The 21,646-nt window shown below is 56.9% G+C and carries 23 protein-coding genes; 16 read left to right on the top strand and 7 right to left on the bottom strand.

All coding sequences use genetic code 11. The features are described from left to right. The first annotated feature begins 21 nt into the window (after positions 1 to 21). Positions 22 to 624, top strand: coding sequence for a twin-arginine translocase TatA/TatE family subunit (locus tag K8V32_RS06085; protein WP_303904437.1), 603 nt, complete (start codon positions 22 to 24; stop codon positions 622 to 624). Here K8V32_RS06085 and K8V32_RS06090 read toward each other — a convergent pair. Continuing rightward, entirely contained in the window at positions 617 to 1,783 is a 1,167-nt protein-coding gene (locus tag K8V32_RS06090) for an Mrp/NBP35 family ATP-binding protein (protein ID WP_303904439.1), read from the bottom strand. The two genes, K8V32_RS06085 and K8V32_RS06090, sit on opposite strands and share 8 nt — an antisense overlap. 81 nt (positions 1,784 to 1,864) lie before the next feature. Here K8V32_RS06090 and K8V32_RS06095 point away from each other — a divergent pair, with 81 nt between their 5' ends. Then, the gene (locus K8V32_RS06095) at positions 1,865 to 2,527 is read left to right on the top strand and encodes a YflT domain-containing protein (RefSeq protein WP_303904441.1); all 663 of its coding nucleotides are present in this window, start codon (positions 1,865 to 1,867) and stop codon (positions 2,525 to 2,527) included. Here the strand turns inward: K8V32_RS06095 and K8V32_RS06100 are convergent. Beyond that, a complete protein-coding gene (locus tag K8V32_RS06100) occupies positions 2,524 to 4,080 on the bottom strand; it encodes an aminopeptidase P family protein (RefSeq protein WP_303904443.1) in 1,557 nt (518 codons plus the stop codon). The genes K8V32_RS06095 and K8V32_RS06100 overlap by 4 nt on opposite strands. A gap of 145 nt (positions 4,081 to 4,225) precedes the next feature. On the opposite strand from K8V32_RS06100, the gene K8V32_RS06105 reads away from it, so the two are divergent. Next, complete coding sequence (locus K8V32_RS06105) at positions 4,226 to 5,083, top strand: PHP domain-containing protein (RefSeq protein ID WP_303904445.1); 858 nt, start codon at positions 4,226 to 4,228, stop codon at positions 5,081 to 5,083. On the opposite strand, the gene K8V32_RS06110 is transcribed toward K8V32_RS06105, so the two are convergent. From K8V32_RS06110 to K8V32_RS06130, 5 genes are all read right to left on the bottom strand, one after another. Continuing rightward, the gene (locus K8V32_RS06110; protein ID WP_303904447.1) at positions 5,080 to 5,931 is read right to left on the bottom strand and encodes a DNA-methyltransferase; all 852 of its coding nucleotides are present in this window, start codon (positions 5,929 to 5,931) and stop codon (positions 5,080 to 5,082) included. The genes K8V32_RS06105 and K8V32_RS06110 overlap by 4 nt on opposite strands. A 5-nt stretch (positions 5,932 to 5,936) precedes the next feature. Further along, complete coding sequence (locus K8V32_RS06115; RefSeq protein ID WP_303904449.1) at positions 5,937 to 7,433, bottom strand: DEAD/DEAH box helicase; 1,497 nt, start codon at positions 7,431 to 7,433, stop codon at positions 5,937 to 5,939. A gap of 180 nt (positions 7,434 to 7,613) precedes the next feature. Further along, positions 7,614 to 7,838, bottom strand: coding sequence for a DUF3107 domain-containing protein (locus K8V32_RS06120; RefSeq protein ID WP_303904451.1), 225 nt, complete (start codon positions 7,836 to 7,838; stop codon positions 7,614 to 7,616). A 93-nt stretch (positions 7,839 to 7,931) separates the two neighbouring features. After that, positions 7,932 to 8,591: a TetR/AcrR family transcriptional regulator gene (locus tag K8V32_RS06125; RefSeq protein ID WP_303904453.1), complete on the bottom strand. Its 660-nt coding sequence runs from the start codon at positions 8,589 to 8,591 to the stop codon at positions 7,932 to 7,934. A gap of 50 nt (positions 8,592 to 8,641) precedes the next feature. Beyond that, positions 8,642 to 10,006 carry a glutamyl-tRNA reductase gene (locus K8V32_RS06130; protein WP_369681047.1) on the bottom strand — a complete coding sequence of 455 codons (1,365 nt, stop codon included), beginning with the start codon at positions 10,004 to 10,006 and terminating at the stop codon, positions 8,642 to 8,644. A gap of 131 nt (positions 10,007 to 10,137) precedes the next feature. On the opposite strand from K8V32_RS06130, the gene hemE reads away from it, so the two are divergent. From hemE to gvpO, 13 genes are all read left to right on the top strand, one after another. Next, positions 10,138 to 11,271 (top strand): uroporphyrinogen decarboxylase, encoded by a 1,134-nt coding sequence (gene hemE / locus K8V32_RS06135; RefSeq protein WP_303904458.1) that lies wholly within the window; start codon positions 10,138 to 10,140, stop codon positions 11,269 to 11,271. Beyond that, positions 11,272 to 12,696 (top strand): protoporphyrinogen/coproporphyrinogen oxidase, encoded by a 1,425-nt coding sequence (locus K8V32_RS06140; protein WP_303904460.1) that lies wholly within the window; start codon positions 11,272 to 11,274, stop codon positions 12,694 to 12,696. Positions 12,697 to 12,746: 50 nt separating this feature from the next. Beyond that, a complete protein-coding gene (hemQ, locus tag K8V32_RS06145) occupies positions 12,747 to 13,457 on the top strand; it encodes a hydrogen peroxide-dependent heme synthase (RefSeq protein WP_524536702.1) in 711 nt (236 codons plus the stop codon). Next, entirely contained in the window at positions 13,457 to 14,461 is a 1,005-nt protein-coding gene (hemC, locus tag K8V32_RS06150) for a hydroxymethylbilane synthase (RefSeq protein ID WP_303904464.1), read from the top strand. The genes hemQ and hemC overlap by 1 nt, the downstream gene beginning before the upstream one ends. Continuing rightward, positions 14,458 to 15,201 carry a uroporphyrinogen-III synthase gene (locus K8V32_RS06155; RefSeq protein ID WP_303904468.1) on the top strand — a complete coding sequence of 248 codons (744 nt, stop codon included), beginning with the start codon at positions 14,458 to 14,460 and terminating at the stop codon, positions 15,199 to 15,201. The genes hemC and K8V32_RS06155 overlap by 4 nt, the downstream gene beginning before the upstream one ends. Positions 15,202 to 15,218: 17 nt before the next feature. Continuing rightward, positions 15,219 to 16,187, top strand: coding sequence for a porphobilinogen synthase (gene hemB, locus K8V32_RS06160; protein WP_303904471.1), 969 nt, complete (start codon positions 15,219 to 15,221; stop codon positions 16,185 to 16,187). Between the two features lie 9 nt (positions 16,188 to 16,196). Further along, on the top strand, positions 16,197 to 17,495 hold the full coding sequence (hemL, locus tag K8V32_RS06165) for a glutamate-1-semialdehyde 2,1-aminomutase (protein ID WP_303904474.1): 1,299 nt from the start codon (positions 16,197 to 16,199) through the stop codon (positions 17,493 to 17,495). Positions 17,496 to 17,722: 227 nt separating this feature from the next. Further along, a complete protein-coding gene (locus K8V32_RS06170) occupies positions 17,723 to 18,103 on the top strand; it encodes a hypothetical protein (protein ID WP_303904477.1) in 381 nt (126 codons plus the stop codon). Between the two features lies 1 nt (position 18,104). After that, positions 18,105 to 19,604, top strand: coding sequence for an SRPBCC family protein (locus K8V32_RS06175; RefSeq protein ID WP_303904480.1), 1,500 nt, complete (start codon positions 18,105 to 18,107; stop codon positions 19,602 to 19,604). A 154-nt stretch (positions 19,605 to 19,758) separates the two neighbouring features. After that, entirely contained in the window at positions 19,759 to 20,166 is a 408-nt protein-coding gene (gene gvpJ, locus K8V32_RS06180) for a gas vesicle protein GvpJ (RefSeq protein ID WP_303904483.1), read from the top strand. Between the two features lie 23 nt (positions 20,167 to 20,189). Next, positions 20,190 to 20,936 (top strand): GvpL/GvpF family gas vesicle protein, encoded by a 747-nt coding sequence (locus K8V32_RS06185; RefSeq protein WP_303904486.1) that lies wholly within the window; start codon positions 20,190 to 20,192, stop codon positions 20,934 to 20,936. Between the two features lie 18 nt (positions 20,937 to 20,954). Further along, positions 20,955 to 21,188, top strand: coding sequence for a gas vesicle protein GvpG (locus K8V32_RS06190; RefSeq protein ID WP_303904490.1), 234 nt, complete (start codon positions 20,955 to 20,957; stop codon positions 21,186 to 21,188). A 37-nt stretch (positions 21,189 to 21,225) separates the two neighbouring features. Beyond that, positions 21,226 to 21,645 (top strand): gas vesicle protein GvpO, encoded by a 420-nt coding sequence (gene gvpO, locus K8V32_RS06195; protein WP_303904492.1) that lies wholly within the window; start codon positions 21,226 to 21,228, stop codon positions 21,643 to 21,645. Position 21,646 lies beyond the last annotated feature (1 nt).

The raw sequence follows: 21,646 nt of genomic DNA on the forward strand, positions 1-21,646 counted from the left end.
TTCAGGTAAGCTGTAGCCAGTATGAACATCTTTGGTATTAATGGTGGCGAGCTGATCATTCTCATCGTGCTCGCCTTACTACTGTTGGGTCCCGAAAAGATCCCAGAGTACCTTCGGAAGCTGCGTGAATGGGTGCACAAAATTCGCGTGCTCGCTGAAGGTGCCAAAGAGCAGTTCAAGGAAGAAACTGGCACTGATTTTGACGAGGTCGACTGGAAGAAATACGACCCGCGCCAATACGACCCGCGTCGAGTTATCCGCGAAGCCCTGTCTGAACCGATCGAAGATCTGGAAGCGTCCATGCTCGATGCCAAGAGCACGGTGCAGGATGCCGCAGATACAGTGCTTGATAAACCCACCCCGCGTCCGGCGCTCACGCAAGCAGAAATTCTTGCGGCTGCTGTACCGATCGATCAGCTCGAGCAACAATCACAGTTTCCCGACCCGAGTAAACCGGCTGCTAGTCAGCAAACCATGCCTGATGCTGGAGAAATAACGCAACAAGCAGCTAGCCAGGCTGAACCGACTGCTACCGACCACCAGCGGACTGCAGGGATCGAAGGCAGACCAGAGACCGCGGAACCTGAGTCGGCTACCACACCGTTTGACTCAGAAGCTACTTAGGGGTCACCGGCAGCTTGCGTCCGGACAACCCTCGCGGTGTACCAGCTAATTGATCCACGATCATATTTAGTGCTTGACCAGCTGGCGCATCCGCGGACGTCACCACCGACGGGGTACCCGCCTCACTATCGGCTCGTAAAACAGGGTCCAGCGGAATGGAGCCCAGCAGGGGAACCTCTTGGTCCAATACTTGGCTCAGTCGGGTACTGACCGCTTCTCCGCCACCTGAACCGAAGACTTCAACGACGGTGCCATCGGGGAGAAGCATGGGCCCCATATTCTCAATGACCCCGGTGACCGGCTGATTCGTTTGAGTCGATAACTGCCCGGCCCGAGCAGCGACCTGTGCGGCGGTGTGCTCTGGAGTGGTAATGACTAACAATTGTGCATTCGGCAGCAACTGCGATGTGGAAATAGCAATATCGCCGGTACCGGGCGGTAGATCAATGAGCAGCACATCTAAATCGCCCCAGTAGACGTCGGTGACGAACTGCTCCAATGCACGATGCAGCATCGGCCCGCGCCAGGCTACCGGCTGATCAGACTCCAAGAACATCCCAATCGACATGACCTTGACGCCATAAGCAACCGGCGGCATAATCAAATCTTCAACCTTAGTGGGTTTGGCTGTGACACCAAGTAAGCCAGGAATTGAAAACCCGTGAATATCAGCGTCAATGAGTCCCACCGCAAGTCCGCGCTCGGCCAGCCCCACAGCCAAATTTGCGGTGATCGTGGATTTACCAACCCCACCCTTGCCCGATGCCACCGCATAAATCTGGGTTAGCGTGCCTTCCCCAAATGGGTTGCGCGGCCGCGAAGCAGTTAAATGCTGTTGCAGTGCCACCCGTTGTTCTGGCGACATCGTCGTCAAACGAACCGACACCTTGCCATCGACCAGCGGTTGTACAGCAGCTGCCACATCGGCATGAATCGTGTCTTGCATGGGGCATCCATCGATCGTAAGCCGGATGCTCACCGTGACGTTGTCACCAGAAAATTCCACGGCAGATACCATTCCCAGTGTCGTGATAGGTTTGCGGATCTCTGGGTCAATGACATCAGACAGGGCATGCCAGGCCTGCAGCTCACGGTCTGTAGTCGGGGTGGTATCTGGCCCGAGAATGCCACGTGGATAGAGCTCAGTAGTGCTGGACATGGGCTGGTTATTCTCCTTGCTCACAGCGCAATGTGGGCGGGATGGTGGAAAGTCTGGCTGACAGGGTAGAAAATGGACACTATGACTATGTTTGGCTCCGGAGCACCCATTGGATCACCACTGCCACAGGGACAACTGATTGGCAACTACCGTTCGTATGAAGCTGCGCTGTCTGCAGTGGATCGAGTCGTTGAAGCCGGGGTGGACCCGAGATTTCTTTCTATCGTAGGACGTGATCTGCGTTCGGTCTATCGGTTGCGTCACCGGCCAAGTTATGCCGCCGTCGCTGGACGAGCTGCGCTGCAAGGCGCATTTTTTGGCGTCTTTATTGGCCTGCTGATCTCCATGATGTCTGGCGGACAGGATTTGGCCATGACGATTGGGTCAACTGTGGTCATGGGCGCGGTGATATGGGTGCTGTTCGGCGTGATCGGTGAGATGATGCGTCGACGTCAATTGAAATATGCCATGATTCCTTCGATGACGGCGGTCAGCTACGATCTGGTAGTTGATAATTCTGTTGCCGGGCAGGTCAGTTCTGTGCTTGGCCCACAACCCACAGCAACCCCTTCACAATCGGCACCTGCGCCAACGCCCGAGCAGACCGAGCAGCCTGGAGCTGAGGCGAACGATCAGAACAACCGTGGCATCCCAGATCTACCCGATGGCCGCCCGCAGTACGGTGTCCGGGTCGATCCGACGCCGGACACCGATCAAGACTCAGACGACTCACAGACCCGCTAGCTGCGCCACAGATCTGCCATCCATGATTCGATGTCTTCAACAGTGCGCGGCAGGTGGGCAGATAGCGATTCAGCACCGTTGGCGGTAACTAGAATATCGTCTTCAATGCGAACCCCGATGCCCCGGTATTCTTCTGGAATCGCCAGGTCTTCATTCTTGAAGTACAGTCCCGGTTCGATTGTAAAGACCATGCCTTCTCGCAGGGGAGCATCCAGATACATTTCTCGACGTGCCTGAGCACAGTCGTGAACATCCAGACCGAGATGGTGTGAGGTGCCGTGTGGCATCCACCGACGATGATGCTGCCCGTCGCTCGAGAGGGCCTGTTCTACGGGTACCGGCAGCAGACCCCAGTCATGAAGGTGCTGGGCTAATACTTCCATGGCGGTGTTGTGGATATCGCGGAATAATACTCCAGGCTTGGCGATATATAGTGCAGCATCGGCGGCAGCCAGCACCGCGTTATAGATCTTAGCCTGAATTGGGGAGAATTTGCCGTTGACTGGAAGGGTCCGGGTGATATCAGCGGTATAGAGCGAATCAGCCTCGACACCGGCGTCAACTAACAACAGGTCACCCTCATTGACTTCGCCGGTGTTACGGATCCAGTGCAACACCGTGGCATTATTGCCAGCCGCAGCAATCGTGTCGTAGCCCAGATCATTGCCTTCCAACCGGGCGCGAGCAAAAAATGTTGTCTCAATGACGCGCTCACCGCGAGCGTGCTGGATAGCTTGCGGGATGGCTCGGACAATGTCTTCGAACCCACGGATGGTGGACTCTACAGAACCCCGCAATTCGGCGATCTCAAATTCGTCTTTGATCAACCGCATTTCGGATAGGAACTCTGCCAGCTCGCCGTCCATGGCATCGGAATGTTCAAGATCCACACCGGTATTAATGCGAGATGTATCGACCAATGCATCAAGATTCTGATCAGTTTCGCGAACCAACCGGATTCGCGTCCCGCCAAGCTCCACGACTCCGGCGTCAACCGTGACTGCGTATTCCAACTCGGACAGATCCTGAGTCGGAATATTTGTACGTTGGTGCAATTCTTTCAGCGTCGGTTGCGGGCCAACCCAGAATTCACCGGTCTTGGTGTTTGCATAGAATTCTTCAGAATCCCGTCCCGCCAGCGGCCGGAAGAACAGCGTGGCTAGGTGATTACTGCCGTGATCGCCGGTGCCTTCAGCAACAGGCTGCATGACCAATACAGCTTCTGGCTCATGATCAACGCCCAAACCGGTCAGATGGGCAAAGGCGGAATGGGGGCGGAAGCGGTAGTCGGTGTCATTGGAACGAACCTTGGGTGCGCCGGCAGGAATGACCAGGCGATCCGTCGGAAACCGCTTTGACAACGTGACGCGACGCTGTGCAGCATATGAGGCGGCAGTATCCGGTTGAAAATCGATGTCTTCGGTCTGTTGCCATTGAGAAGCCATGAACGCTTTGAAGGCGTCTGATGATGGACGATGAGACCGGTTTTCGACACGATCTTCAATGGGCTGATCTTGGGCAGCGGACTGTACGGCATCAGATGGTTGAGTCATACTTCCATCTTCCCATGATTGCCAAGACATTCGGTGTGCCACAGCGAAATTCGCGACGAGCTTGTGCACCCCCAGTTGCTTCACAAATGTTTGTGAGTGGCGTGAAGCTGCCAGATTCAGATGTGGACTAGTACAATGACGATTTATGGCCTTCGACATGCACACTCATTCGAATCTTTCGGATGGTACGACTTCGCCAGCGGATGTTGTCCGCGCAGCGGCAGATGCTGGGCTTGAAGGGGTTGCCATAACCGATCACGATACGACCGCTGGGTGGGAGCCTGCCGAAGAAGCCGCCCAAGAACATCAGATTGCCCTGATCCGAGGTATGGAATTATCCACGGTTTCTCGGGAGGGCATCGCTGTGCATGTACTGTCATATCTGCACGATCCGACCAATTTAGAGTTGTTGGCGGAGATCGCCAAGTCGCGCAATGCGCGCTATAAGCGAGCCAAACGAATGGCCATGCTGCTATCGGCGGACTTTCCGATCACATGGGAGTTAGTCAAAGCACAAACGACCGTGGAATCTACCATTGGGCGTCCGCATCTTGCTGACGCATTGGTGCAGATCGGTGCGGTGCCGAACCGATCTGCTGCATTTGATACGATCCTGCGGGGCGGGTCCAAATACTATGTGCCCCATTATGCCCCGGATCCGGTATTAGGCGTTGAATTGATTCGCAAAGCCGGTGGGGTACCGATATTTGCGCATCCGATGGCTAAAGTACGCGGTAGAACCGTCAGCAAACGCTTATTTGATGAAATGCTCGACGCCGGCCTGGCCGGGGTAGAAGTATATCATCGAGATAACAGCGGCAGTGGCAAAGAATGGCTCTTGGAATTCGCACGACGCCATAACCTGCTGGTAACCGGTTCCTCAGATTACCATGGCACCGGCAAGCCCAATCGTCTGGGCGAGCACGTGACCTCCCGGGAAACCGTGGAGGCCATCGAGGCCCAGGCGACGTCGGGCTATAAAGTTTTGTGGAACGGGGTCTAAACACCGACCAACGCGGCTGCTGGCAGTCGTTTGGTCATCACATCAATGGCTTGTGGATTCTGATCCACAAGCACATAGCGTCGTCCTAATTGCTGGGCGGCTGCGCCCAATGTTCCGGAGCCGGCAAAGAAATCGAGCACCCAGTCGCCACGTCGTGACGAAGCAGCAACCATCCGGCGCACCAGCCCAACAGGTTTTTGCGTTGGATAGCCGGTTTTTTCTTTCCCGGTGGGGGAGACGATCGTATGCCACCAGACATCGGTGGGCATTTTTCCGCGTTCCCGTTTTTCCGGTGTGACCAGTCCCGGTGCCATATAGGGTTCGCGGTCAACTTCTTCGGAGTCGAACCAGTATTTGGTTGGGTCTTTGACATAGACCAGGATGGTGTCGTGTTTCGCTGGCCAACGACTCCGGGATTTGCCGCCGTAGTCGTATGCCCAGATGATCTCATTGAGAAAATGATCGCGCCCGAAAATCATATCGAGCATGACTTTTGCGTAGTGTACTTCACGGTAATCCAAGTGCAAGTACAAGGTGCCGTCGTCGGCAAGGATCCGCCAGGCTTGTTCCAAACGTGGTTCAAGAAAGTCCCAGTAGTTGGTAAAGGCGTCATCATAAGACGCTAGTGCACCCCGTAGCGTCTCATATGAGTGGCCACCAAAACCGACCCGGTCGCCTTTGCCATTTGCTACCCGGACCGTCTTCATTTGGGTGCGGGACTGTGTACGCCCGGTATTAAATGGTGGATCAACATAGATCATGGTCACCGATTTATCCGGGACCGAGGTCAAGAATTCCATGTTGTCGGCCAGGATGATCTTATTGTCACCCGAAAAAATTGCGCTCATTGATGTTATGCGTCACCTTTTGAGCCGCGGTCGACTACCTGGCCGTTCTTCCGGCGTATGCGAGTGCGCTGACGACGTGGCTTCTGGGTTGATTGTGAAGTCGATTCTTGAGATTTCTCGGATCGGTTGGCTCGGGTGCGCCGACGTTGACGTCCCCGGTTGCGAGAATGACTTTCCCGACCGCGACCGCGCCGATTGCCGCGGCGTTTCTGATCCGGACCACCCAGTTCTTCTTGTTGCTCGGCGTCTAAACCGGCACGGGTACGCTGTGATTTTGGCAGCCGTCCCTTGGTGCCCTCCGGGATATCAAGGTCTTCATATAGGTGTGGGGAAGCCGAGTAGGTTTCAATTGGTTCGACCTGCTCGATCTCTAGGGCTTGGGCGATGAGCCTCCAGCGGGCGACGTCTTCCCAATCCACCAAAGTGACAGCGATACCCTTGTGTCCGGCCCGCCCGGTGCGGCCGACACGGTGCAGGTAGGTGTTTTCGTCTTCGGGGGCTTGGAAGTTGAATACGTGGGTGACGTCGTCTACGTCGATACCACGGGCGGCAACATCGGTGGCCACCAGCACATCGATCTTCCCGTTACGGAAGGCCCGTAGAGCTTGTTCCCGGGCGCCTTGGCCGAGGTCACCGTGGAGTGCCCCGGCGGCGAAGCCACGGCGTTCCAGTTCTTCAGCCAGCCGTGCAGCGGTGCGTTTGGTACGGGTGAAGATAATGGTTAGACCGCGCCCGCGTGCCTGTAAGCAACGAGCGATGAGCTCATCTTTGTCCATGTGGTGCGCACGGTATACCAGCTGGCGGATATCGCGCTTGACCAGCGAGTCATCTTCGGGGTCGGATGCTGAGATATGGGTGGGTTGGACCATGTAGCGCCGCGCCATGGTAATGACGGCGCCTGGCATGGTGGCCGAAAACAGCATCGTCTGGCGCTGTTCGGGTACGGCTTCTAACAGGGTTTCCACATCCGGGAGGAAGCCCAGGTCTAACATTTCATCGGCTTCATCAAGTACCACGGTACGGATTTGTGATAAATCCAGGTGGTTTTGTTTCATCAGGTCAATCAGCCGCCCAGGTGTGCCCACGATGACGTCGACGCCTTTTTTCAGGTCGCCTATCTGTGGTTCGTAGGCTCGACCACCATAGATTGAGCCAATGCGCGCGGAAATGTGTTTGGCTGCACCTTCTAAATCTTTGGAGACCTGGACTGCGAGCTCACGGGTGGGGGCCACGATGAGAGCCTGCGGCGCCCCAGGAATGGCGAGATCCTGGTACCCGTCATCTTTGGGGCCCAGGACCTTATTGAGTACCGGTAGGCCAAAACCGAGGGTCTTGCCCGTGCCGGTTTTCGCCTGACCGATAATGTCATGATTATCCAACGCAATAGGTAGCGTCATGGACTGGATGGGAAATGGATGTTCAATTCCTTGATCGGCCAGTGCTGCAACGATTTCGGGTCGTAAGTCGAAATCTGCAAAGGATTCTTGATTGGTATTTGTCACGATCGAATAAGTTCCTTAAAGCTCGGTTTCAACACCTAGTGGTGCTTGCGGAGCCGATCGTGGATTAGTCAAAAGTAACAGATACGCGTACACGTACGACCGGTCATCCGGAGTGAAGTTCATCAGATCCAAACATATGGACCAGTATCCAAGTCTACCTGGTGGAAGGGTCGGTGAATTCTAACCGGCGATAAAACCGACGCGACGTGCAGTAGCGTCACCTATTTCAACGTAACCAAGGACGCCGGCTGGGACAATAATGGTGCCACCTTTGTTGTCGGTTAGTTCGAGGTTGGCGTTATCGTTGACTGCGGCGCGCACTTTTTCCGTGACATCTTCTTTCGACATCTCGGTTTCGAATGTGATCTCGCGGGCAACGTTCTGGATGCCAATACGAATTTCCACGGGTAGTCCTCCTAAAACATGGGTGTTCATGGTGGGTCTGTCATCAAATAGCTTAGATCAGTTTGTTCGTGAAATAGCATAGCTTGATGCTCGCTACGCTGGGGGATGATTGGATACATCAAATCCGATGCTGCCATAAGCGACGAATCGACACGTATGCTCCACCGCGGTGTCTAACGGAATATTTGGGTGCGTTGCGGTCTGGCCGCAATATTCTTCAGCCCACCGGGTGGCCATGAATAAGACACTGGAGGCAATACCGCGGGTAATAAACCGTGAACAGTCGACATCCAGAATCGAATTATCCAGGATATACGGGGAGACGAATTCCACTAACTCGCTGAGGAAATGTTCCACGCGTTCTTCCAGCTCGTTGGGATTGTCCATCGAGGTATCCAGCAATAATCGGTAATGTCCACGGGGATTTGCGGTGAACTCGAAGACGCCGTGCACGGCCCGATAGGCGATGTCTTCATCTGCGGTCGGGGAATCCGGATCAACGGTTTGTATTGCGCTGGTGATGCGATTGCGCAGCGTGTCGAGCTGGCTGTCGATCAGCGTGAAGAATAGATCGCGTTTATTTGCAAAGTGTTGGTATAGCACCGGTTTGGAGACCGCCGCACGTTGGGCAATGTCGTCCATTGTGGTTTGAGCGTAGCCACGCTCGGCGAAGACATCCAGCGCCACATCGATTAATTGGGCACGCCGTTGGTCGCGCGGTAGGCGAGTCTGGGGCGCAGTAGTCTTCGACATTTTCAGCTTCCTGTTCTGGGCTGCTGCGTATGGGCTACCACGGCGGGCGGCTAGGCGGTGCGTTGTTCTGCTGCGCTGGTGTCCAGCTGTGCCGCAGCTTCGGTATTGGTGCGGCCAGTGTGCTGGCGATCTTTGGTAGCTTCTGCTACATCCAAACCGAACACGGTTTCCAGGGCTGCCTCATATTCTTCAAGCGTGCCATTGGCTGCAGCTTGTCGAGCACGCACGGTGGGTTCGTGCAGAATCTGACGCACCATGCGGCGCATGGCCAGTTTAACTTCTTCAGCGGCGGCAGTGCAGCCGTGTCGATCTTGCACACGGGCCATTTCTTCTTCCAGCACAGCCATCGTGTGACCACGCAGGGTGACAATTGCGTCAGCTGCTGTGCGTTCGCGTTTTTCTGTTAGGTAGTCATCTACGGCTTGGTCGACCAGCTGCTGTGCCTGGGTGATCGAGGCTTGCTGTTCGGTCGGGGCGGCCATTTTCACCGACTCTAAGGTGATGAGATCAACGGCTGGCAGATCGCCGATGGCCGGATCAAAGTCGTGCGTCAGGGCAAGGTCTAATACGGTGAGCCGGTGGGTTGCGTCTTCACGTAATTTTTCTAATTGAGTGGCACTTACGGTACGTTCGCCACCGGAAACACCAATGAGGACATCGGCTTCTGCAAAGGCGCCTTGAACATCTGAACCGCCCAGGGCCATGGCCCATCCGCCGCGATCTTCGACGAACTGTTGGGCGCGACCAGATGATGAGTGCACCGCGACATTCTTAGCGCCGCGGGCTTCAAGCTGAGCCAACGTGGTGCCGGCATAAGCGCCAGTTCCGACCAGCAGAATGTTGGCATCTTTCCAGAAGCGCTGTGCCCCGACAACTGAAGTCCCGGCACGTAATTCCGTGGCTAAATCCAAAGCAACCGAGACGATGGAGCGGCCGGTTGCGCCTAATGCGGTTTGGGCTCCGATGTCTTTGGCGGTGCGGGTAGCGGTTTCAAAAAGTTTCGTGAGCGTACCCGTAGTGTGCCCGGCTTCACGAGCTTCAGACAGCGCGCGCCGGACCTGTCCGGCAATTTCTCGTTCACCTACGACCGCGGACTTTAGTCCCGAGCCAACTTCAAAGAGGTGTCGCACAGCAGCATCATTACGGTAGAGCTTGAAGGCTGTGGCAACGTCGTCATATGGCATACCGGTGGTTTCGGCAATGGTGTGCAAAATCGCTTTGGATGCCTGTTCAACATTTTGCGGGGATCCTGCCTCGGCGTAGATCTCGACGCGGTTGCAGGTCGATAGTGTCACAACGCCAGACACAGTGCCACTAGAGATCGTTTCGGAGACCTCCGCAGAGCCGCTAGCTAACTGCGCCACCGTCTCGAGGTCCAACCAGGTGTGCGCTGCGACTAATGAAAACATCACCACAATGCCTCCCATGGTACGAAATTTGGGCGCCGGAACAAAATGCACCCGACGGTTTCGCTGTTGGGGTGATCAGACCGATTGGGAGGACACGTACAGGCAATGGCATTGGGTTGCTGGAATAATGAACTGTTATGACCAAAGCGTTTTCTCAGTCTCCGGCCCTGCCGGCAACCCACCCACTCATAACCGACGACGCGGAGCGCTCGACCGCGGAGTCCGCGCTGATTAAAGGTTATCGAGGTCAGCAGGGACATCGTCGACCAGTCTGGTTCATGCGCCAAGCTGGCCGCTCGTTACCGGAGTACCGGAAATTGCGCGAGGGTACGACCATGCTGGAATCGTGCCTGATCCCCGATATGGCATCAGAAATTACCCTGCAACCAGTTCGTCGTCATGACGTTGATGCTGCGATCTTCTTTTCCGATATTGTCATCCCCTTGAAACTGGCCGGCATTGGTGTCGAAATCCAGCCCGGCGTCGGTCCGGTTCTGGATGCCCCGATCCGCTCAGGCGAAGATATCAATAACCTGCCGGAACTGACCGACGACATATTTGCGCCCATCACCGAAGCGGTCAAACTCACTGTGGCTGAACTGGGCCCTCGTCCGCTGATCGGTTTCGCCGGCGCCCCATACACGGTGGCCGCCTATATGGTGGAAGGGCGTCCGTCACGTGACCACCTTGGTCCGCGAACGATGATGCACAACGACCCGGAATCTTGGGACAGGCTGATGGCCTGGGCCGCCGAAGCCTCTGGGCGCTTCCTGCGAGCACAGATCATGGCAGGTGCCTCCGCGGCGCAACTTTTTGATTCCTGGGCAGGTTCGCTGTCTCGTGCGAACTATGAAACCGGAGTAATGCCATACTCCAAGCAAGCCATCGAACACATCTCAGATCTAACCGGTCCGACCGGCGTTCCGCTGGTGCACTTCGGTACCGGTACTTCGGAGATCCTGGATCTGATGCGTGACACCGGTGCCTCCGTCGTCGGAGTCGACTACCGACTGCGTCTGGACGAGGCAAACCGCCGGCTGGCCAATACCCCCGGACCGGATGGGCGTACGACGGTGCCGCTGCAGGGCAATATTGACCCGGCGCTGTTGGCTGCGGACTGGAGCGTGCTAGAAGCCCACGTGCGTGACGTTATTACTCAGGGGGCTCAAGCCCCAGGCCACGTATTGAACCTTGGTCACGGTGTGCCCCCAACCACCGATCCCACCGTACTGACACGTCTGGTGGAATTCATTCACTCGATCGATTACTAAATGCCTCACGTAGTTGTCATTGGAGCCGGGATCGCCGGGTTAACCGCAGCCTATCGCGCGGTCAACGCCGGGCACCACGTGACGGTGCTCGAGGCCGCGTCCACCGCCGGCGGGGCCATCGCCCCGGCCACCTTTAAGCTGCCCGAAGGCCCGCTGACCGTTGACGCCGGTGCCGAAGCTTATGCATCCCGATCAACCCAGATGACCCAATTACTCTATGAGCTCGGTCTGGCCAATCAAACGGTGACCCCAAACCCGGACGGCTCCTGGCTCTATCTGCCCCAGACCGGTGCGGTACCAGCACCCAAACTCGGCATGTGGGGGATTCCCGGTGATCCAACAGCTGCCGAAGTGGTCCAGGCACTCGGCACCCAGGCGGCAGGACGTGCCGCAGCCGATTTGACGACGCCCATGACTACCTGGGCTCAACGTCGCGCCCAAGGCCAGCCAATCACCGTAGGGGAACTCGTAGCCGACCGGTTCGGCCCCGTGGCATTGGAGCGACTTGTCGCCCCCGTGGTGGCAGGTGTGCACTCGGCCGATCCGCATGAGCTCGACATTGACAAAATTGCCCCCGGTCTCCTGGACAAAGCCATCCAGCGGGACTCAGTGGCCAGGGCCGTCACCGATATGCGGGCTGCTGCACCGCCCGGTGCGGCGGTCAAAACCCTACCCGGTGGGATGCATCGACTTATCGAAGCCCTACTGGATGCCCTGAGTGACCGCGCCGAGATCCGGTTTGAAACGCGCGTGACCGCACTGGATCCGGCAACACGCACTGTGACGACTCAAACTGGTCAACGGCTGAGCGCAAACCAGGTGATCCTGGCGGTGGATGCGCCCAGCGCCTACGACCTGCTATCGTCCAGCACCCAGCTGACCCAGCGACCTACCTACGGCACCGGGGTGGCAATCGTCTTACTTATCGTGGATGCTCCCGGTTTGGATGTGCACCCTCGTGGTACCGGGATGCTGGTATCACCTGCTGTTACGGATGTCCGGGCCAAAGCCGCAACCCATGTGACAGCAAAATGGCAGTGGGCTGCCCAGGCTGCCACGAGTCTGGCAAAGCATCGTCACATCATTCGGTTGAGCTACGGCAGAATTACTGATCCGACGGACGGTTCAGCCCCTGGACATGACACCGCAGACGCTGACCTGCTAGCCATGGCAGCCACAGATGCCTCCGCCATATTCGGTCTAGAACACCAGGAACTGAATGCAGGACTTATCGCCTCCAAAATTATCCGGTGGCGTCGTGCCATGCCACTGATCACACCTGAGAACACGTCCCGTATTCGCGCAGTACAAGAAGCCGCGCGCGCCACCAATTGGATTCAGGTGACCGGGGCGTGGTTTGCTGGAACGGGATTAGCCGCAATAAGCCAGCATGTAACAGGACTACCGTTGAATCCGCTACAGTAAGTTCTACGTCGTGTAGAACAATGAAGTTCACGCAGCATGAAGGAGCAGAAGTGACTGAAGAAACCAAAGTCGTCCAAGGCGAAGAATCCGCAACCAGCTGGTTCACCACCTACACCGTATTCGCACGGGATAACGATGCCCCAGCCAAATCTGACGCGGATATCGCAAGGGACAACGAAGCCTTTGCCAAGCTGGTGGATCAACTGGCCGAACAGGGCGTGACGGTCCGAGGACTCTACGATGTTTCGGGTATGCGGGCCAAAGCCGACATCATGGTATGGATGTGGTCTAAATCCCCAGAAGCCCTGCAGGATGCGATCCGTCAGGTGCGCCGTTCGGGGCTGCTTTCGGGCACAACTTTGGCCTTCACCGCCATGGGTGCTGATCGCATGGCAGAATTCAACCCCGAACACGTGCCCGCCTTCACCGAAGGCCGCAAACCACGCAAATGGTTGTGCTTCTACCCATTTGTTCGGTCATATGACTGGTACACCCTGGATCCTAAAGAACGCGCCCGTATGCTACGCTCCCACGGTGAACTCGGTCAGGACTTCCCGGAAGTGTGGGCCAATACAGTTTCCGCATTCGGTCTTAACGACTGGGAATGGCTGCTGGGTCTAGAATCTCCCCGCCTGGACCGTCTGGTCGACATGATGCGCGCGCTGCGCGATAATGAAACACGCCACTATGTGCGCGAAGAAGTGCCCTTCTACACCGGGCGCTACATTGAAATTGACGAAGTTGCAGAGGTGCTGGCCTAATGGCCTACCGTATTGGAACCCGCGGCTCCGCATTGGCTACCACACAAACTCAGTGGGTGGCCAATGCGATGACGACGGCGGAGACCGGATTTGAACAGGTCATCATCAAAACCAAAGGCGATGTGACCACCGGATCGCTGGCAAATCTGGGCGGCACCGGCGTCTTTGCCACTGCACTGCGCCAAGCCGTGATCGACGGCGAGGTTGACCTGGCCGTGCACTCGCTCAAAGATCTGCCGGCAAAACAACCCGCAGAACTGCGCATCGCCGCGATTCCAGAACGTGCTGATTATCGCGACGCACTGTGCGCCGCTGATGGGATGACCCTCGACACCCTCCCCAAGGGCGCCAAAATCGGCACCGGCTCGCCACGCCGCGTGGCCCAGCTCCTAGCACTGCGCCCAGACCTGGAAATGGTCGACATTCGCGGCAACGTTCACACCCGGCTGGCGCGAGTCAAAGGCTATGAACACCACCACGACAACGCACCGGCCGCAGCGGGTGCACCCAAGGGCGACTTGGACGCCGTCGTATTAGCCTGCGCCGGCCTGGACCGATTGGGTTTACAATGGGCGATCACTCAGCGCATCGACTCCGAGATCATGCTGCCGGCTCCTGGTCAAGGCGCGCTTGCGGTGGAAGTCTCGGCCGAAAAAACTCTCGATGCCCCACTGGCCACCGCGCTAGCCGAGCACGATCAGCTCGCCGCCCGCCTCGAAGCCACCGCAGAACGTGCCCTGCTTGAAACTCTTGAAGCAGGTTGCGCCGCACCCCTGGGTGGTCTGGCACACCTCAGCGGCACCAGTCTGCGACTGGATGCAATCGTTGCGGCCATGGACGGTTCCAAAACCATCCGCCGAGAAGCCAGCACGACCATCGCGCCGGAAGCCATCACCGATGCCACCCTGGACACCGCCTACCAGTTGGGTGTTGACGTCGCCAAGATGATGCTCGTTGATGGCGCCGACCTGTTGCCACCGGGACCTGCACGCGGCAATCGATGAGAGTCATTCTGACCCGCCAACCCGCCCAGGCCGGCCACATTGAGGCCGGCCTGCAGCGGTTGGGATATCACCTAGGGTTTCTGCCGCTCACTGACTACCAGCTACCCGAGAATCTCGCGGCGCTACAGGCCATGGTCACCGGACTCCACGCCGGTACCTGGGACCAAGTGGTACTCACCAGTCCCAATACCATCCGCGCCCTGGTCAAATTAGGCTGGGATCCGGCGGTTACCGAAACACACACGACCATCGCCGTCACCGGCCCCGGCACGGCCCGGGTCTTGCACAACCACGGGGCGACCAAAACCCCCTGGATGCCCACCGATGATGCTTCCGCCCAGGGCATTCTGACCCAATTTCCCCGCGGACCGGGCCGCCTGGCACTGCCCCAGAGCCAAGCCGCCGGTCGTGCCATGACCCAGGGGCTGACCCAACGCGGCTGGGATGTCACCCATGTTGTGGCCTACCACACCGTGAGCTACCCCGCTGCACCTCAGCGGGCCATATTGGCAACCAGCAACGGTGTGCTGACACCCACCAACCTCACCTGCCACGACGTCGTCGTACTGACCGCACCCAGCGCCGCATCCCGCTGGGCCCAAATCGCAGTCGACGTCGCAGCGGTCATTGCCATCGGCCAACCCACCCGTCGCGCCGCTGAACACCACCGTATTGACCTTGCCGCTACTGCAACCTCACCCGATGCCACCGGCATCGCCCAAGTTCTGCACCGTTTGTAGAATCCGAAAGGACCCCAATGTTCCCGCACCGCCCACGCCGCCTGCGCCAATCAGCCCCCATGCGCAACCTGGTTGCCCAGAATCGTCTGGCCCCGGCCGATCTCATCCTGCCCGTCTTCGTCAAAGAAGGCGCCCAACAGCCCATCGATATTTCCTCCATGCCCGGCGTCCAACAGCACTCCATGGACTCGCTAAAAGCTGCCGCTCACGACGCTGCTGCCGCCGGAGTCGGTGGCATCATGCTATTTGGCGTGCCCGAAACCCTCGACGCCCAGGGCAGTGCGGGGGTAGATCCCAACGGCATCCTCAACGTCGCCATCCGGGAAGTAATCGCTGAAGTCGGCAACGACATGGTGGTCATGTCCGATACCTGCCTGGACGAATTCACCGACCACGGCCACTGCGGTGTACTTGATGCCGCCGGCAACGTGGATAATGATGCGACCAATGAAATCTATGCCAATATGGCTCTGGCACAGGCCGAGGCCGGTGTGCACGTCGTGTCCCCATCGGGCATGATGGACGGTCAAGTCGGCGTCATCCGCGAGGCTTTGGACGAAGCCGGATACACCAACACCACCATCCTGGCCTACTCGGCCAAATACGCTTCCGCATTCTACGGGCCCTTCCGTGAAGCCGTGGACTCAGCACTGACCGGGGATCGCAAAACCTACCAAATGGACTCGGCCAACCGCACCGAAGCCATTTTAGAAACCGAACTCGACATCCAAGAAGGCGCCGATATGGTCATGGTCAAACCCGCCATGAGCTACCTAGATATCCTGCGCGACGTCGCCGACATGTCCCCGGTCCCGGTTGCTGCCTACCAGATCTCGGGTGAATACGCCATGATCGAAGCCGCCGCCGCCAACGGTTGGATCGAACGCGTGCCAGCCATGCTCGAGTCCTTGACCGCGATCCGCCGCGCCGGTGCCCAAAACATTCTGACCTATTACGCCACCGAAGCCGCCCGACTACTTGCCTAGGAGACTTGCATGACAACCAATCAACAAGCCTTTGATACCGCCCGCGCCATTATTCCCGGCGGAGTGAACTCCCCGGTGCGCGCCTTTGGCTCCGTTGGTGGCACCCCCGCCGCCATGGTCAAAGCCTCGGGACCGTACTTGACCGATGTGGAAGGCAAAACCTACGTGGACCTCGTCGGCTCCTGGGGGCCGATGCTGCTGGGACACAACCATCCCGCCGTCGTTGAAGCCGTGCACACCGCGGTGGACGCCGGACTGTCATTTGGCGCCTCGACACCAGGTGAAGCCAAACTGGCCGAACTGATCGCCCAGATTATGCCGGTTGAACGCGTGCGTTTTGTCTCCACCGGCACCGAAGCCACGATGACGGCGATTCGTCTGGCCCGAGGCGCCACGGGCCGCAATCTGATCATCAAATTCGCAGGCCTCTACCACGGCCACTCCGATGGCCTGTTGGCAGCCGCCGGATCCGGTCTGGCCACCCAGGCCCTACCCGATTCTGCAGGGGTCCCCGAAGCTATCACCAGTCAAACCCTGGTCTTGCCCTATAACGACGAAGAAGCCGTCAAACAGGCCTTTGACACCTACCCCGACCAGATCGCCGGGATCATTACTGAATCCGCACCAGCCAACATGGGTGTGGTCCCACCAAAACCAGGCTTCAACACATTCCTGCGTGACATCACCACCCAACACGGTGCGGTGTTGATTATGGACGAAGTCCTCACCGGATTCCGTGCCAGCGCCCAGGGCGGATGGGGCTTAGAACACGCTGACTGGACACCGGATCTGTTTACCTTTGGCAAGGTTATCGGTGGGGGACTTCCCGTAGCATCGGTTGCCGGTACAGCCTCCGTCATGGATCTGCTGGCACCTGTCGGTCCGGTTTATCAGGCAGGGACCCTATCTGGAAACCCCATTGCCATGGCTGCCGGCTACGCGACCCTGACCAACGCCACCGATGCAGTCTATGCCACCATCCAGCAGCGCTCGACCCAGCTACAAACTATGGTCGGCGACGCACTGAATGCTGCCGGAGTCAACCATTCGATCCAAAATGCCGGAACCCTATTCTCGATCACCTTTGGCACCGCCAACACCCCGGTCATCGACTATGCAACGGCCCAGGCACAAGAAGCCTTCCGCTACGGACCGTTCTTCCACGCGATGCTAGACCACGGGGTCTACTTGGCACCGTCAGTCTTTGAGGCCTGGTTTATCTCCGCAGCCCATGACGACGACGCCATGCAGAAAATCTCCGATGCCCTACCTGCCGCAGCCCAGGCAGCAGCGGCCGCCACCGCCTAAACCTTCGTTACACAACATCCGCTGAGAGCCCCAGCACCGGGGATTTCAGCGGATGTTGTCGTTTCGACGTTCCGACTAGGAACAACGACGGCGGGCATCCTAGAGACCAGCTGGATAAGCGGCTGGAGCCTGTTGAAAGTCGTGAAAAACCGTTGTAACCCCAAGTACTGGCGCGTAGTCTGATCCCTATACGACCTCCCTATTATTACCAACACATTGGAGACGGGATGGGCAACAGCGCAGGACAATTAGCAGTCCTAGCAGCAGGATATTTGCTGGGACGTTCAAAAAGCATGAAAACCGTACTGATGGTTGCCGGCGGTGTAGTTTATGGGCGCCTAACAGCCACACGTGACCAAACCAACGATTCTTCCGGCTCGCTACTGAGCGGGTTCACTAGCTCGGCAATAGCTGACACAGCACGCGATGCTATTACCTCCAGCGCGATCAAGGGCATGGAAACGCTCAATCGGAATCTGCAAAACCGATCCGAAGCACTGCGCGGCAGCGCTAAGGAACAATCGGACGACAACAATGAAGCAGACGTTGACGACGCCGAAGCTACCGAAGAAGAGACCACCCAGGCGACCAAGAGCGGAGAGAGCTGATATGGCAGACACTTCGAAGAAATCTGGCCAATCAGCATCATCCGGCTGGGGAGACTTTTTCCAAGCACTTCCATTGGATGAGTTGAAACATAACCTCACCGATTATGCCAGCGCATGGGGCGAAAACGCGATTAAAGGCCTGGGCGATAAGGTCAGCGGACTCTTTGACCGCATTGGTTCCGGTGACAGCCCCGTGGGCAAAGCCGCCAAAAAGGGTGCCGAGAAACTCGCCGACGGCAAATCCCCGGTGACGGCAGGCCTGGCTGGTGCGGCAACCGGGGTGAAAGAACAGGTCAAAGACGTCTTCACCGGTGGCGCTAGCAGTGCTGGCGGAACAAGTAACGCCGATGGTGACGACAAAGTCACTAATATCGTGGAATCTGTGGACGTGGGCGTGCCCATCTCGGTTGCCTACAATCAATGGACCCAGTTCCAAGACTGGACCGAGTTCATGAAGAAGATCGAAAACGTCGAACAGGAATCCGATGAGAAGATCAATTTCCAAGGCCAAGTCTTCCTATCGCACCGGACTTGGGAATCGACCATCATCCAGCAGATCCCCGATGAGCAGATTGTGTGGCGCTCCACCGGCGAAAAAGGTCACCTCGACGGAGCAGTCACATTTCATGAAATAGGACCACGCCTGACGCGCATCCTGGTGGTCGTGGAGTACTACCCGCAAGGCTTCATGGAGAAGACCGGCAATATCTGGCGCGCGGTCGGACGTCGTGTCCAGGTTGAGCTCAAGCGATATGTTCGCCAAGTCATGACCTCCACCATTCTTGATCCAGACGCCGTTGAAGGATGGCGTGGAGAAATTCGCGATTCCGAAGTCGTTCGCACCCACGAAGAAGTCGTTGAAGAAGAACAAGCCCGAGCTGAACAAGAGGAAAACAATGAAAATGCTTCAGAGCAGGAAAGCCAAACAGATGCTGACGGCGATACCACGTCCGAGGCAGAAGATGCTACCGAATACTCCGACGCTGCAGCAGATAGCGACGAAATCGCAGACTACGACGAAGAATACGTAGAAGACGAACCCGTTGAAGACTACGAGGACATCGAAGACGAAGATGAAGAATACGTAGACGAGGAACCCGAGGAAGAAGAATTCGTTGAAGAAGACGAATTCGAAGACGAGCCCGTTGAAGATGAAATAGCTGAAGTCGAAGCCGAGGATGAAGAGGACCTCGAAGAAGAACCTCCCGAAGACGAAGAAGTCGAGGAAGAATCCATCGACGAGGTCGAAGAACCTGTTGAAGAATCCGAATCTGACGATGACGAAGTCTCCGAAGACGAGGATGAAACAGTGGAGGACGAGCCGAAGAAAAAACCGGCGAAGAAAACTCCTAACAAATCGAGCGGCTCAAAAACTTCTACGAGGTCCTCGAAACGATCTACCACTAGCACGAGCGCAAAGCGTTCGTCGTCAAGGAACCGTCCCAACAGGGCCAAATCTTCCGGCGGTACCAAGAGTTCGCGTTCCAACAGTGGGAAATGAAGCTCTACCGCTCAAGGAAGCAACAAAACATCGAGTCGATCCACTGGCCAAGCAAAGAACATAAGGAGCCCCCGATCTACCAGCACAGGCAAGACCCAAAAAGTAGTTGATCGGCACCTATGTCAGCCGATCCAACTGAGAAAGGCAGACACCCATGACCACCACTCCAACACGGCGTTCCCAAGGCAGCTACGTGGATCGTCCCTCCTCGAGCTCGCTGGCCGACGTCGTAGAACTCATTTTGGACAAAGGGCTTGTCATTGACCTTTATGTTCGAGTCTCACTCGTCGGGATTGAAATCCTGACCATCGACGCCAGAATCGTCATCGCCAGTGTCGATACGTATCTACGATTCGCTGAAGCCACGAATCGGTTAGATCTGACCCAACAAGGCGGAAAAGATCTTACCGAAATGATGGAAGGTATCACAGAGAGCGGTTCCAAAGGAAAAGTTGGCGGCGCCCTAGAAGGCGTGAAAGAGGCCTTCACTTCGGATGATGATGAAAAAACCGAAAAACCGAAGAGAACGGCAACCCGACGACAAAAGCAATCCTCTGATTAACGAGGATTCCGGACAGGAACCCGATGACAACCGAGGCCGAACATGACCAGTTGTATGTGTACGGTATTGTAACTGAAAACACCACACTGCCCGCCGGGCTGACCGGTGTCAGCCAAGGTGCCGTCAACACCACCACCCACGGACCGCTTGCAGCCGTCGTGACACACCTTAACGATGAAGACGAACTGGGCACCCCCGATAATTTATTAGCACACAGTACGGTGCTGGATGCCATTGCTGAACACCTCACGATTCTGCCAATGGCTTTTGGGACCGTTGCACCATCAGAGGCTGAGCTTCGGGAAGCCATTCTGGGACTCAACGAGGCTGAATATCTTGAAGCCCTCAAACGGTTATCTGACTCGGTGCAATATACGGTCCGAGCACGGTATATTCGCGATGCCGTGTTAGCGGATCTCATCGAAGACGATCCCCAGGTGGCCAAGCTTCGAGAAACGATCGCTGGCACTACGGAAGATGAAACCCGAGCGGAACGTATCGCCCTGGGGGAGCTGGTGGTCGAAGCCTTTGGCAGTATCCGGCCGGTGCATGCCCAGCACATTATTGATGCGGTGAGCCCAACCGTGGAAGATATCCAAGAACATGAGGGTGGGCAGGTTGAAGACGTCGTCGAAATGGCCGTCCTGGTGAACAGGGAGAGGGTATCGGAATTTGAAGCCGCCCTGGAAGTGGTGGCACAACAACTGCACACTCGGATCAATTTCCAATTAAACGGGCCTCAGGCTCCCTACGATTTTGTTGTCGAATAAATCAGGAGGGCAGCCATTATGGGACTATTCTCAGGGATTTTCTTCGGCCCCGTCAAAGGCACAATCTGGATTGCCGAACAACTTAAGGAAGAGGCAGAACGGCAATATTACGACCCTGCCTCGATACGTCGCCAGCTGGAAGACGTTGCCCAGGCCCGCCAAGACGACAGAATCACCGCTGAGGAAGCCACTAGTTTGGAAACTGAACTCATCCAACGACTGCTCACGGCACACCAGCGCGACTCCGAGTAGTCTCCCGGGTCCCACAGGCAGCAGAAAGCAATTCACCATGACTGAACAACAGAAAGCTACAACGACATCCAGTTCCTCATCCGGGACCTCCCGACGCATAAAGTCTGCTGCTAAGGAATCCTCGAATCGGGAAACAGCCACGAAGAAGCAACCCCAATCGCAGTCATCCGAAACCGCCCATAAACGTCGTCCGAAGCCAAAAATTGCTGCAAATAAGGCCGTCGTCGCTGCGATGAAACAACTCCAAATGTTGACAACCCGCACACCAGAGTCCGTGGTGGGCGTGACACCCCACCGTACCGGCTGGCGAGTAACCATTGAGGTTGTGGAATCAGCACGTATCCCAGACAGCGCAGACATTATGGCCGAATATGAAGTAGATATCGACGGTAGTGGAGAACTGGACGCGTATTGGCGAAAATCTCGGTACTTCAGAGGTCGCCCCCAAGCGGAATGAC

This window comes from Enteractinococcus helveticum, from assembly GCF_020742345.1.
Taxonomy (GTDB): Bacteria; Actinomycetota; Actinomycetes; order Actinomycetales; family Micrococcaceae; genus Yaniella; species Yaniella helvetica_A.